The organism is Pandoraea sp. E26 (assembly GCF_000681415.1).
Taxonomy (GTDB): Bacteria; Pseudomonadota; Gammaproteobacteria; order Burkholderiales; family Burkholderiaceae; genus Pandoraea; species Pandoraea pnomenusa.
Genome location: NZ_AYXJ01000014.1, coordinates 108,195 through 121,383 on the forward strand (window position 1 = coordinate 108,195; position 13,189 = coordinate 121,383).

The window sequence follows — 13,189 nt, forward strand, 5'->3', positions numbered from 1 at the left end:
GATACCCAAGACTGTAGCTGCGCCGGGGCATTCTTAAAAATCACAATACAATACGAGCTCATACATTATTGATATACCCCCGCCCTTCGCGGCGAGCGGGTCAGCCGAGAACCGACGACGATGAAGTTCAAGCAGGTGGAAGCGTTTCGCGCCGTGATTCAGACGGGGTCCATGACCGCGGCGGCCGACGCGCTGCATACGTCGCAGCCCAACATTAGCCGGCTGATCGGGCAATTGGAGGACAGCGCGGGATTCCGGCTGTTCGAGCGCATCAACGGCCGTCTGCAGCTCACGGACGAAGGCGCCGAGCTGTTCCGCGACGTCGAGCGCGCGTTCGTCAGCCTGAAGAGCCTCGAGGATTCCGCCGAGCAGATCCGCCGCTCGGGCACTGGCCGTCTGAGAGTGGGTGCCGTCCCCTCGATTGCGCTCACGCAGATGCCTGAAGTGATCCGGCAGTTTCGCGAGACGCATCCCGGTGTCGCCGTTTCGTTGCTCACCAACGATTCGCCGCGCGTGGCGCACTGGGTGGCGTCGCAATTCTGCGATCTTGGCGTGGTGTCCTACGTGAGCCGCGACGTCTCCGGTATCGAAGCGACGACCATCAGCGAAATTGCCGGCGTCTGCGCGTTTCCGGGCGGTCACCGGCTCGGGGCGCATGACGTGATAACGCCGGCCGATCTCGAGCACGAGCCGTTCATCGCGCTCTCGCTCGTCGACGGCACACGCATGAAGATCGATCAGCGGTTTCGCGAAGCCGGCGTGGAACTCCGGCACAAGGAGCTCGAAACCCCGTATGAAGCGACCGTGTGCGCGCTGGTCGCCGGCGGGCTTGGGGTGAGCGTGGTGAGCCGAGCGGTGGCGCAGGCGTACGCGGGGCCCCATCTCGACTATCGCCCGTTTTCGCCGGATGTCCTGTTCACAACGCATCTGCTGCGTCCGCGGCATGGGCCGCAGAGCCTGCTCGCCCAGCGCTTCGCCGCCACGCTGCGCGACGTCGTCAGCGGCGTGCGTTGACGCACGGCGCCACGGGTCAACCGATTGGCACCGGGCGAGCTTCGTACATGGCGCGCGATCGCGCCCACTTCCACACGCGGCGCGAAAGACCAAAATGCTTCATCATGTGAGCTTTCCGGCGCGGCGGCGCCCCTTGTCCAGCGCCTTTTGTACCGCCTCGCCCTCGCCGCGAGATGGCGCGGCGCGCCCGTGCTCCCTATCGGCCCGATGCTCGCGCCCCAGGGTGCGCTGATGTTTGATTCTTTCCCGGCGTTTGGTAATGCGCTGGCTGGTTTGACCCGGAGTCGATGATGAAAAGGCTGTTGCGCCTCGTTCCCCTGCTTGCCCTGGCATGCACCGTTTGGCTGCCGACCTCGCGTGTCGCGCAGGCCGAAGAAATCTCCGTCACACAATGGGGAAGCAGCCTATACGGGCTGCCCTATGCGATGGCGATGGATCGCGGCCTGTTCAAAAAGTCGGGCGTCGACATCACGGGCATTCTTGGCTCGGGCGGCGGCGGCACCACCGTGCGCAACATTCTCGCCAGCAAGACCCCGTACGGCGAAGTGGCCGTATCGGCCGCACTCGCCGCGGCGCGCCAGGGTCTGGACATCGTGATCGTCAACGTGGGCACGCGCAGCGTGGCCGAAGCGTCGATGGTCACGATGCCCGACAGCCCGGTCCGCTCGATCAACGATCTTGTCGGCAGGAAAGTGGCGATCACATCGCCCAAGAGCGTGTCGGAAATGCTCTTCCTCATGGTGCTGCGCGAAAAGGGGGTCGATGCCTCGAAGATCACCCGTGTGGCCTCCGGCGGATACGTCAACGGCATGACGATGCTCGAACAGGGCGCCGTGGCCGGTGCGGTTGCCATCGAGCCGCTCTCCCTCGTGCGCAAGGCAAAGTACCGCACGCTGTATCGCGCGGGCGACATCCTCAAGCCGATGACCACGTCCGTGGGGATCACCACGCGCGCGTTCGCGCAATCGCATCCCGACACACTGCGCGCCATCATCGCGGGGCGCCGCGCCGGGGTGGACGCAACCTACGCCGACCCCGCGGGCGCCGCGAAACTGCTGGCCGCGCAATTCAAGCTCCCGCCCGACATCGCCCGGGAAGCCGTCGACAACATGATCCGGGCGCGCATGTGGAGCCCGGGACAATTCGACCGCGCGGAGCTCGATCGTGTGGCCGACGGGCTCAGGCTCATCGGCGAGATTCGTGACGACGTGGACTGGACGAAGCTCATCGACACCCGCTTCCTGCCGGCCGACCTCCGCGCGAAGGGTCAGCCATGACTTCCCATGGAACGGGCCCGCACCTGCATCTGGTAGACGTCGCTGGCGCAACGTTGACCGGCCACGAGCCACACGCCGTGCTGTCGGGTGTGACCAAGGTGTTCGACACGCCGAGCGGGAATACACAGCGAAAAGTGAAGATGCAGGCGCTCGGCCCCATCGATCTGACGCTGCGTCGCGGGGAATTCTTCTCGGTCGTCGGCCCGTCGGGATGCGGCAAGTCGACACTGCTCGAAGTGATCGCGGGACTCGCGGCGCCGACCACCGGCACCGTGCTGTTCGAAGGGCGACCGGTGAACGGCGGCGTGCCCGACGGGGTCGGCGTCGTCTTCCAGGAGGACGCCTCGTTCCCGTGGCTCACCGTGCGCGAGAACATCGGTTTCGGGCTTCGCATGGCCGGGGTCGACAGCGCGGAGATCGCTCGTCGCGTGGACTACGCCCTCGGCTTCATGGGGCTGCGCGACTTCGCCAACGCCCGCCCCGCCCAGCTCTCGGGCGGCATGCGTCAGCGCATGTGCATTGCACGAACGCTCGTCATCGCCCCGCGCCTGATCCTGCTTGACGAGCCATTCGGCGCGCTCGATCAGCAAACACGCATGCTCATGGGCGACGAGTTGCTGCGGTTGTGGCGCGAAACGTCCGCGACCGTCTTGCTCATCACGCACGCGCTCGACGAGGCGGCGGTACTCTCGGATCGCGTCGGCGTGATGTCGTCGCGTCCGGGCCGCTTCATCGACATCGTCGAGACCGGCTGGGACCGTCATCGCGACAGTCGCGGCGTGGCCGCGCCGCGTTTCGGCGACATTACCGCCCGCCTCTGGGCGACGTTGCGCGACGAGTCGCTCAAGGCGATGCAGGCCGGCCAGCCCCCGCGCGACGGCGGCGTACGCCGCCCCGGCCTTCGCGGTCGCTGAGCGAGCCGCGCAGAACGTGGAAACGCCGTGGTCATGATTCACACTGAACGCCTCATCCGCATGGGCATCGTCGCCGGCCTGATCCTGCTGGTGGAATGGCTGTGCCGCAGCGGCACGATTCCGGGCACCGTCCTGATTGCCCCGAGCGCCATGGCCCGGCATGCCATTGATCTGTTGCGCGAAGGCCGCTTCGCGGGCGACATCGCGACGAGCTTCGCGAGCATCGCCGTCGCTTCGCTGTGCGCCGTCGTTCTCGGTTTCGTCGCCGGGCTCGCCATCCACGCGATGCCCGGCGTGCGCCGCGCACTCGAGCCGCTCATCGCGAGTTATTACGCCGTACCGACATTCGCGTTCTATCCCGTATTCATCGTGCTGTTCGGCGTGGGCGTGCTGCCGATCATTGTCATTGCCACCCTGCTCGCCGTCGTCTCGATGGTGACCGCAACGATGAACGGGCTCGATCGCATTCCTCGCGTGTACGCGAAAACCGCGCGAACGATGCGGCTGTCCCGCTGGCAGGCCGTGTGGCATGTGAAGCTGCCGGCCGCCCTGCCGCACCTGTTCGGTGGGGTGCGACTCGCGGTCTCGCATGCCTTCATCGGGGTGATCGCGTCCGAGTTCATTCTGTCGGGCGCGGGCATCGGATACGCCATCGGCTACGCCTACAACAACTTCGAGAATGCCGACATGTATGCGCTGATGCTCATGGTGCTGATTGCCGTGACACTGGTCAACGGCGTGCTCGACCACGTCGACGCGCGCTTTCGGGCGCGACGCGGCAACGTCGCCAGTCCGCGACGCTGACAGGGCCATCGCATGGAAACGAAGCAAGCCAATCCCCTCGGTACGCTGGCCGTCCTGCTCGGGCTCCTGGTTCTGTGGCTGGCCGTGCACCAGCTCAACCCCGCGGCCCTGGGTTCGCCCGCCACGACCGTGCAGGGGCTGTGGCGCATGATGAGCACGGCGGCGTTCTGGGACGATGCCGCGCAAACCGGTCGGGCGCTCGTCTACTCGCTGGCGATCGCCATCGCCGGGGGCGTTGCGCTGGGCCTCGTACTCGGCGCGAATCGACTTGCGGCAAACGTGGCGGAGCCGATTCTCGTCAACCTGTACGCGTTGCCCAAGGTCACGCTGTACCCGCTGGTGCTGCTGATCTTCGGCCTGGGGCTCGCGGCCAAGGTGGCGTTCGGGGTCATGCACGGCCTGATGCCGGTGCTGATCTTTACGATGAACGGCATCCGGCAGATCCGTCCCGTGTATTTCCGTGCGGCGCATGCCATGCATCTCTCGCGCCGACAGATCGCGTTGCACGTTGTCCTGCCCGCGGTGCTACCCGAGGTGTTCGCCGGTGTACGGCTGGGGTTTTCACTGTCGTTGCTAGGGGTGCTGATTGGCGAGATGTTCGCTTCGCAGAAGGGGCTGGGCCATCAGATCGCCAACGCAATGAACCTCGGCGACATCGACACGATCATGGCCGTCGCACTCTTTCTCGTGCTCTTCGCCGTGGCCGGCAACGCGCTGCTCATGGCCATGAGCCGGCGATACGGCACGCCCACGGCTTGACCCGCGGGCCTGCCGTATGGCCCGCAGCCGTCAGGGCCGCGAAGCCGTCTGCTGCGATACCGCGCCGGTCAGGCCATCGATGTACTGCTCCATCAACGGATAGAACGGATTCGACGAGAGCCGCACAAAGGTGTCCGAGCCAATCACGAGGAACCCCACCTCGCCACGCACCGACATCGCGCCGAGATGCACGCCGTAGTTTTCAGGCTCGTCCGGGTGCAGGCCATACAGCGTGTCGGACATGGGAAATGGCAATGCCACGTGCGACAACGAGAAGATCTCCGGCGGATATTGGAACGGGATCGCCCGGGCGGCGGTCTCGCTGCTGCCCGGCTCTGTCACTTGCGCCACCATGTCCGGCGAATCGTTGCCAGCGTTGGTAATGACCGTCGTGCGATAGGACCGGCGTCCCGATGGCAGCAGGCGAAGCATGGCATCGGACGCCGCCGTGCGAAAAAACGGCGTCATCTTCGCCGAGCGGTTGATGTCGAACAAGACCAGCTCGCTGCCGTTCGCCGGCAAATGCTCGTATAGCGCGCTGACCACGGCGCGCGTGCTGACCGTGAAGTCGAGTACGGAGTGAAACGTCAGCACCGGCGGGAGCGCACCGTCGAGCACGCCTTGGCGCGACATGCGCGCGATCTGCGCCTGAAGTGCCTGCGTGAGCGCGTACGACTGGCGCGCACCGTTCACGGGAAACGAGTTGTATTTGAACGGATTGAACTCGGGCACGATGCCAAGCCAGGCCGCTTTCGCAAACGGCGGCAGGAACGCGGGCAAGGCGGCCAGCCCGGCAAAACGCGCGAAGCGGGTGATGCCGATCATCGGAGAGATCAGCACCAGCCGGTCGGGCCGTGCGAGCGTGTCGTTCTCCAGTGCGTCGAGTGCGAACTGCATCGCGAGCGCACCGCCGTTCGAGAACCCGACGAGATGCAGCGGCGCGGGCGCGGGCACGAGCGCGCGCGCCTCGCGGACCGCCAGCCGGGTAGCCGCGCGCCAGTCCTCCCACGTCGCATCGGTCAGCCCGGCCGGTACCGTGCCGTGACCGGGCAAGCGGATCGCCACCACCGCGAAGCCGTCACGCCGATAACGCCGACCGATGTGCCGCAGACTGTAAGGCGAATCCGTCAGGCCGTGCAGCAGCACCACCACGCCACGCGGCGTGCCCTGCGGCATCAGCGTGTAGGAACGGTTCCAGTCCTGCTTGAAATGCTCGGGATAGATGGCACTGCGCGGATTGAACCGGTTGCTCGCGACCCGCTCGTCGGGCGGCAGTTGGTCGCTCACATGCTCGCGAACATCGTCGAACAACGCGTTCTCATGGTCGAGATAGGCGCCCCATGTGGCGTGATCGATCTGCGCCGCATGCCAGTCTGGCGGCACATAGGTGTGCCACAGCGACAGCCCCGGACCACGTTGGGTGTCGTAGATGCGAAGTGCCAGAAGCGTTCCGAGGACCAGCAGCAACGCCACCAGCCCTCGCTTGCTCCACTTCCAGACCCTACCGCGAACGTTTGCCTGCATGACGACTCCCCGGCGTGTTGTGTCGCGCGCGCATCCCCCGGGCAGGTCCGCCCGGATCGCCGTGCACGCCGCTTCGGTGAAATATTAGACGTGCGAAGCGCCGAAGGCGACGTATTTCGGCGTTGGGACGTCGGCGACCGGCTCGCGCGAAGGCGCCGCGACGCTCGCCGTCATGACGCCGTCCATGATTTGCCCTTGCCTTGCGTCGCCGGCTCGCCGAGCGCGGCCACCAGATAATCGACGAACGACGCGATTCGCGACGATATTGCCGTGTTTCGGTAATAGACCGCCTGAATCGGCTGGCGCACGTCCAGGGTCTGACGCGCGAGGATCTGCACAAGACGGCCTGCCTCGCGATCACGCACCGTCATGAAATCCGACAGACTCACGATTCCCGCGCTTTCGAGCGCCAGCTGGCGCAGTGTTTCGCCGCTCGACGACACGATGTCCGGCACGATCCGGTGCGGCGCGCCGTCGGCGCCGGCGCCGGCAATCGGCCATGCGTTGAGCGATTCGGGTTGACTGAATCCCAGCAGCGAATGCCTTGCGAGGTCCTCTGCCTTACGTGGGGTTCCGTGAGCTTGCAAATAGGCGGGGCTCGCGAGGATTCGCACGCGACTGTGACCGATCAGACGGCTGTGCAACGTGGAATCCTTGAGATGCCCGATGCGAATCGCCACGTCGGTCCGCCGCTCCAGCAGGTCGATGATGCCTTCGTTGCTGTGGAGCTCGAGCTCCACCTCCGGATAGCGTTCGCGATAGCCCGCCACGAGCGGCACGATCACATGGAGCATGAACGGCGTGGCGGCGTCGACCCGCAAGCGTCCCGATGGCTTTTCCCGCCGGGTGAGCATTTGCGCTTCGGCGTTCTCGACGGCGTCGATGATCGAGCGGGCATTTCGCAGAAACGCCTCGCCCTCGTCCGTGAGCGCCAGGCGCCGTGTCGTGCGGCGCAGCAGCGTTGTCTTCAACTTCTCTTCCAGACGCCCGAGCGTGCGGCTCGTCGCCGACACGGTAAGGCCGAGCTGCTGCGCGGCGGCCGTGATCGAGCCGGTGTCGACCACGGCGGCAAACGCCTGAAGTTCGTCGAGCGTGACCTTCATTATTGATTTGAAATCAAAATAATTTCGCTTATACGCTACTTTTTCATCAAAAGTAAAGGCGGCAAACTACGCGCTACCCTCAAGGAAATCGGGATTCCACCTCACGCGCCGCGACAGTAATCCCCGATGCTTGAGCGCATCACTCAACACAGGAGTTACAGGATGAACCACATTCCTCCATTTGGCCTGGGCACCTTCCGCCTGAAGGATCGGGTCGTGATCGATTCCGTACGAAACGGTCTCGACCTTGGCTATCGCGCGATCGACACCGCGCAGATCTATGGCAACGAAGCGGAGGTCGGACAGGCGATCGCAGAGTCGGGCGTCTCCCGCGGCGACCTGTTTCTGACCACCAAGATATGGGTCGACAACTACGCCCGCGAAAAGCTCGCGCCAAGCCTGGAACAGAGTCTCGCCAGGCTGCGCACCGACTACGTCGACCTCACGCTGATTCACTGGCCCGCGCCCAACAACGGTGTACCTCTCGAGGAATTCATGCACGCGCTGGTCGAGGCCAGGGCCCGTGGGTTGACACGCCGTATCGGCATATCGAACTTCAACATCGCGCTGACGAAGCAGGCCATCGCCGCCGTCGGCAAGGACGCCATCGCGACCAACCAGATCGAGCTGAGCCCCTACCTGCAGAACGCCCGGTTAGTCGAATTCCTCGCGCAGGAAGGCATTCACGTGACTTCGTACATGACGCTCGCCTACGGCAAGGTGCTGGGCGACCCCGTGATCGGCGACATCGCACGGCGCCACCAGGCCACGCCAGCGCAGGTGACGCTCGCCTGGGCGATGCAGCGCGGCTTCTCGGTGATTCCATCGTCCACCAAACGGGAGAACCTTGCGAGCAACCTGCTGGCCCAATCGCTGCGGCTTACCGACGACGACATGGCTCGCATCGCCGCGCTCGAGCGCAACGGCCGCGAGGTCAACCCGGACGGTCTGGCGCCGCAGTGGGACTGATGGCGAGCGTGCACGGACGCAACGGCACGCCCTGACGCCGGTCTGGCGCTACTGCGCCGCCAACGTCTCGCGCATCACCTCGGCAAGTGCGACGATGCCCGCCTCGATATGTTCGAGGCGAATCGACGAGAAACCCAGTCGGAATGTGTTGCGCGGCGGCGCATCGCCCATGAAGAAGACGTCGCCCGGTTCGATGAGAATGCCTCGCGATTTCGCCCGGGCGGCCAGCACATTGGCGTTGAGCGCCTCCGGCCCGCGCACCCAGCACGACGCCCCGCCCTTGACCTGCACGAACGACACTTCCGGCATATGCGTGGTCAGCGCCGCGCTCAGCACCTCGGCGCGCTTCGCATAGGTGTCGGCCAGACGCCGCAGCAGCGCGTCGTGATGCCCCAGTGCCAGGAACATCGAGAACGAGCGCTGGATGAAGGCCGAAGGGTGGCGAATCATCAGGCGCCGCAGCGCGCGCAACTCCGCCACCAGCGCCGCCGGCGCCACGATGTAACCCAGCCGCAACCCCGGCGCGAACGATTTCGACAGACTGCCGATGTAGATGACCCGGTCGCTGCGATCCAGGCTCTTGAGCGCCGGAATCGGGATGTCCGAATAGCTGTTCTCGCTCTCGTAATCGTCCTCGATCACCACGAAATCGTCGGCTTCGGCGCGGCGCAGCAACGCCTCGCGATGCGCCAGCGGCATGGTCGTGGTCGTGGGGCACTGGTGCGACGGCGTGACGTAGACGTAGTCGCATTGCGACAGCCGCTCGTCGACCGGCAGCCCGTGTTCGTCGACCGGCAGGCCGACCAGGTTCGGCGTGCGGATCGCAAAGATGTTGCGCGCATCCGGATAACCCGGGTCTTCGATACCGACGGTCGTACGTGCCCCGACGAGCAGGTCCGCCAGCAGATACAACGCCTGCTGCGCCCCGTTGGTCAGCACGATTTCGTCGGCGTCGGCCCACACCCCACGACGCGGCAACACCCGGGTGCGAATCTGCTGGATCAACGTCTCGTCGTCGCGGGCGATCATGTCCGGCGCCCAGTCGCGAATCTCCATGACGGTCAACGCCTTGTGACAGCACTCGCGCCAATCGGCCGTGGGGAACATCGACGGATCGAACTGCCCGTAAATGAAAGGGTACTGGTACTGCTGCCAGTCGATGGGCTTGACGATGTTGCGCTGGCCCGACGGCCGCACCACGTAGCGCCCCTCCCAGTCCGGCGTGGCGGGATCGAGCGGCGCGATGGTGCCAGCGGCAGGCTCTGGCACGTCCCGTGCGGGCGCGACCTGAGATCCCACGCGCGGCGCCAGGATGTCGCCATTGACGAAGTAACCGCGCCGCTCCCTTGCGATCAGGTAGCCCTCGTCGACCAGTTGCTGATAGGCCAGCACCACCGTGTTGCGCGCCACCCCCAGTCCTTCGGCCAGCTCGCGCGACGACGGCACCGCGGCGCCACGCATGAGCCGCTCGTCCAGAATCGCCGAGACGAGCATCTGGCGTATCTGGCTTTGCAGGCTCATGCCGGCGCGCGCCGACATCAGAAACAACTGGTTCCACATCGCCGCTGAAATCCGGCTCGACATCGCGCCACCTCATCCTGTCACTTCCAGAACGTCAATTATTACTCATCAGGCGGTGACGTTAATTCCGAATTGGGGTTTATCCGCAGTTCCGCCGAATTGTGGCCGATTCGAGCATCCATGCGGGTTGCGGACGGGTGATGGGGTCACTGGACCAGTTGGCATCATCAAATGCGGCCAACTGGCTCTAACGAACAAAAATGCTGGCGGCAATGATGCAGACACTTGACGCCGATTCGACACGCCAATTGCGTCAACCCCGAGTGTTCCATCGAAAAACTTCCCGACTAGAGGTGAACCATGAATGGACTTCCGAACCGGCTGCGACGGGCGTTCGCCGCCACAGCACTGGCGGCGGCGGCCTTGCCCGCGGCGCTTACGCTCGGATTGACGCTGCCGGCCACGGCGCAGGCGCAGGAGAAGGAGGTGACGATCGCGTACCAGCAGATCGTCGACCCGTGGCTCACGGCCATCGCCAGCGGCGAGTTCGAAAAGGCGACGGGCTACAAGATCCACTGGCGCCAGTTCGAATCCGGCGCCAAGGTGGCCACGGCGCTGGCGTCGGGCGATATCAAGATCGGCGTACTCGGCTCGAGTCCGATGGCGGCGGCGGTGTCCCAGGGGCTGGATCTGCAACTGTTCTGGATCCTCGACGACATCAACCAGGCCGAGGCGATGGTCGTGCGCAATGCGTCGAACATCAAGACGCCGGCTGACCTGAAGGGCAAGAAGATCGGTGTACCGTTCGTCTCCACGACCCACTACCACACCATGTTTGCGCTGCAGCAATGGGGGATCAAGCCCACGGAAGTGCAGGTGCTCAACATGCAGCCGAACCAGATCGTCGCGGCCTGGGAGCGAGGCGACATCGACGCGGCCTACGTGTGGGATCCGGCGCTTGCGCAGATCAAGCAAAGCGGCCACGTGCTCATCACGTCCGGCGAGCTGTCGAAACAGGGCAAGCCGACGTTCGACGGCATTGCCGTCGACCGCAAGTGGGGCGAGGCGAACGCCGACTTCATGGCGAAGTTCGTCAAGGTAATCGCCGACGCCGACGCGGCGTACCGTCAGAACCATGCCGCGTGGACGCCCGCGTCGCCGCAGGTCAAGGCCATCGTGAAGATGATCGGCGGCAAGCCGGAAGACGTGCCGGGCGCGCTCTCGCTGTACGCGTTCCCGTCCGCCCAACAGCAGGCGTCGTCGGAATGGCTGGGCGGCGGCAAGGACAGCCGCGCGGCCAAGGCGCTCAAGGACACGGCCGAGTTCCTCAAGGGCCAGCAGAAGATCAACGCCGTCAAGGCGGATTACACCCCGTACGTCACGTCGCGCTATGTCGACGCCGCTCTCAAACTGAAGTAAGCCGTATCGGGGCCGTGGCGCCGACAGGGTTCGGCGCGACGGCCCCTCCCCGATCGCTCGATCGACAGGAGAAGGGCTTCATGGAACAACTCATCGTCAACGACGTCAGCGTCGTATATCCCGGCCGGCGGCCCGGCGAGCAGGTGCAGGCGCTCGCGCACGTCGATCTGACCATCGCACCCGGCGATTTCGTCGTGGCGCTCGGTGCCTCGGGCTGCGGCAAGACCACGCTGCTCAGTCTGATGGCCGGCTTCATCGCACCCACGTCGGGGGAACTGCTGCTCGGCAACGCGCCCATCGAAGGCCCCGGCGCCGACCGCGGCGTGGTGTTCCAGAAGCATGCGCTGCTGCCGTGGCTGAGCGTGATGGAGAACACCGAATTCGGCCTCAAGCTGCAAGGCGTGCCGAAGACAGCGCGTCGCGAGCGCGCGGCGCGCAACCTGGCGCTCGTCGGGCTGCAGGACTTCCACAACCACATGATCTACCAGCTCTCCGGCGGCATGCAGCAGCGCGTGGGGATTGCACGCGCACTCACGTGCAATCCGTCGATGCTGCTCATGGACGAGCCGATGGCCGCGCTCGATGCCCTCACGCGCGAGACCATCCAGGAGCTGCTGCTCGACGTGTGGCGCGAGACGCAGAAGATGATTTTCTTCATCACCCACAGCGTGGAAGAAGCGCTCTTCCTGGCGAGCCGGCTGATCGTGATGTCGCCGCGCCCGGGCCGGATCACGCACACCTACGAACTCGACTTCAACAAGCGCTACCTCGAGTGCCGCGATGCACGCGCGATCAAGTCGAGTCCCGATTTCATCGCCATGCGCGAGACCGTGCTCAGCATCATCTACGGCGACGAGCGCGCGGGACAGACGGCGACGTCTGGCGCCAGCGCGGTTGCGGCCTGATTCGGAGACGTTGCCATCATGATGACCAAACCTGTCACCACCCCCGGCACCGGCGTGCAACGCCCGGCGTCGCTGTCGCCCCAATCGCCCCGGCCGCCGCGCCAGCGCGGCCTGTTCGCCCGAATGTTCGCCCCGCGCCCGGTCAAGGCGGGCGAATCGTTCGGCGCGCCCGGCCAGGGTCCGAGCCTCGTCATCAGCATCGTGACGGTTGCCGCGCTCCTGCTCCTGTGGATCGCCATCACCTCGTCGGGCATGATCAAGCCGCTGTTCCTGCCGGGACCGCGCGCGATCGTCGAGAAATTCCTGCAGGTCTCGACGGAAGGCTTCGCGGGTTCGACGCTGTGGCAACACACGCTCGCGAGTCTGTACCGTGTGTTCGGCGCGTTTGCGCTCGCCTGCGTCACCGCCATTCCGGTCGGCATTCTGATGGGCGTGTCGCGCATTGCGCGCGGCGTATTCGATCCGCCCATCGAGTTCTATCGTCCGCTGCCGCCGCTGGCTTACCTGCCGCTCGTGATCATCTGGTTCGGCATTGGCGAGTTCTCGAAAGTCTTCCTGATTTACCTGGCCATCTTCGCACCGCTGGCGATCGCGGCGCGCGCCGGCGTTCGCTCGGTATCGATGGAACAGATTCACGCGGCGTACTCGATGGGCGCATCCCCGCGCCAGATCGTGATGCACGTGATCGTCAAGTCCGCACTGCCGGAGATCTTCACCGGCATGCGAATTGGCATCGGCGTGGGCTGGACCACGCTGGTGGCCGCCGAAATGGTCGCGGCTTCGAGCGGCCTCGGCTTCATGGTGCTCAACGCGGCGGAGTTCCTCGCGTCGGACATCGTGATCATGGGGATCATCGTGATCGGCTTCTTCGCCTTCGGGTTCGATCTGATCATGCGCTATCTCGAGCGCGTGCTGGTGCCCTGGAAAGGCAAGGTCTGACAAGGCAGTCGCGGTCCGTTGGTCATCACAAGAGACGCAGG

Annotated in this window: 12 protein-coding genes; 9 read left to right on the top strand and 3 right to left on the bottom strand. The window is 65.2% G+C overall.

What is annotated here, in order from left to right; genetic code table 11:
• The first annotated feature begins 120 nt into the window (after positions 1–120).
• The 5 genes from W930_RS0110530 (at position 121) to W930_RS0110550 (ending at position 4,768) form a co-directional block, all read left to right on the top strand.
• Positions 121–1,014 (top strand): LysR substrate-binding domain-containing protein, encoded by an 894-nt coding sequence (locus W930_RS0110530; RefSeq protein ID WP_023597571.1) that lies wholly within the window; start codon positions 121–123, stop codon positions 1,012–1,014.
• 290 nt (positions 1,015–1,304) lie between these two features.
• On the top strand, positions 1,305–2,291 hold the full coding sequence (locus W930_RS0110535) for an ABC transporter substrate-binding protein (RefSeq protein ID WP_023597573.1): 987 nt from the start codon (positions 1,305–1,307) through the stop codon (positions 2,289–2,291).
• Positions 2,288–3,205: an ABC transporter ATP-binding protein gene (locus W930_RS26965; RefSeq protein WP_080685130.1), complete on the top strand. Its 918-nt coding sequence runs from the start codon at positions 2,288–2,290 to the stop codon at positions 3,203–3,205. Before W930_RS0110535 ends, W930_RS26965 begins: the two co-directional genes overlap by 4 nt.
• 33 nt (positions 3,206–3,238) lie before the next feature.
• Positions 3,239–4,009 (top strand): ABC transporter permease, encoded by a 771-nt coding sequence (locus W930_RS0110545; RefSeq protein WP_023597575.1) that lies wholly within the window; start codon positions 3,239–3,241, stop codon positions 4,007–4,009.
• A gap of 12 nt (positions 4,010–4,021) precedes the next feature.
• Positions 4,022–4,768, top strand: a complete 747-nt coding sequence (locus W930_RS0110550) for an ABC transporter permease (protein WP_023597576.1) — start codon at positions 4,022–4,024, stop codon at positions 4,766–4,768.
• Between the two features lie 30 nt (positions 4,769–4,798).
• Here W930_RS0110550 and W930_RS0110555 read toward each other — a convergent pair whose 3' ends face one another.
• Positions 4,799–6,292 carry a carboxylesterase gene (locus tag W930_RS0110555; protein ID WP_023873092.1) on the bottom strand — a complete coding sequence of 498 codons (1,494 nt, stop codon included), beginning with the start codon at positions 6,290–6,292 and terminating at the stop codon, positions 4,799–4,801.
• 170 nt (positions 6,293–6,462) lie between these two features.
• Positions 6,463–7,395, bottom strand: coding sequence for a LysR family transcriptional regulator (locus W930_RS0110565; RefSeq protein ID WP_023873091.1), 933 nt, complete (start codon positions 7,393–7,395; stop codon positions 6,463–6,465).
• Positions 7,396–7,557: 162 nt separating this feature from the next.
• Here W930_RS0110565 and dkgB point away from each other — a divergent pair, with 162 nt between their 5' ends.
• Positions 7,558–8,364, top strand: coding sequence for a 2,5-didehydrogluconate reductase DkgB (dkgB, locus tag W930_RS0110570; protein ID WP_023597580.1), 807 nt, complete (start codon positions 7,558–7,560; stop codon positions 8,362–8,364).
• Positions 8,365–8,412: 48 nt separating this feature from the next.
• On the opposite strand, the gene W930_RS0110575 is transcribed toward dkgB, so the two are convergent.
• Entirely contained in the window at positions 8,413–9,948 is a 1,536-nt protein-coding gene (locus W930_RS0110575; RefSeq protein WP_023597581.1) for a PLP-dependent aminotransferase family protein, read from the bottom strand.
• A 297-nt stretch (positions 9,949–10,245) separates the two neighbouring features.
• On the opposite strand from W930_RS0110575, the gene tauA reads away from it, so the two are divergent.
• The 3 genes from tauA (at position 10,246) to W930_RS0110590 (ending at position 13,148) form a co-directional block, all read left to right on the top strand.
• The gene (gene tauA / locus W930_RS0110580) at positions 10,246–11,304 is read left to right on the top strand and encodes a taurine ABC transporter substrate-binding protein (RefSeq protein WP_023873090.1); all 1,059 of its coding nucleotides are present in this window, start codon (positions 10,246–10,248) and stop codon (positions 11,302–11,304) included.
• A gap of 80 nt (positions 11,305–11,384) precedes the next feature.
• Positions 11,385–12,209: a taurine ABC transporter ATP-binding protein gene (locus tag W930_RS0110585; RefSeq protein ID WP_023597583.1), complete on the top strand. Its 825-nt coding sequence runs from the start codon at positions 11,385–11,387 to the stop codon at positions 12,207–12,209.
• Positions 12,210–12,332: 123 nt separating this feature from the next.
• A complete protein-coding gene (locus W930_RS0110590; protein WP_024788517.1) occupies positions 12,333–13,148 on the top strand; it encodes an ABC transporter permease subunit in 816 nt (271 codons plus the stop codon).
• Positions 13,149–13,189: the final 41 nt, after the last annotated feature.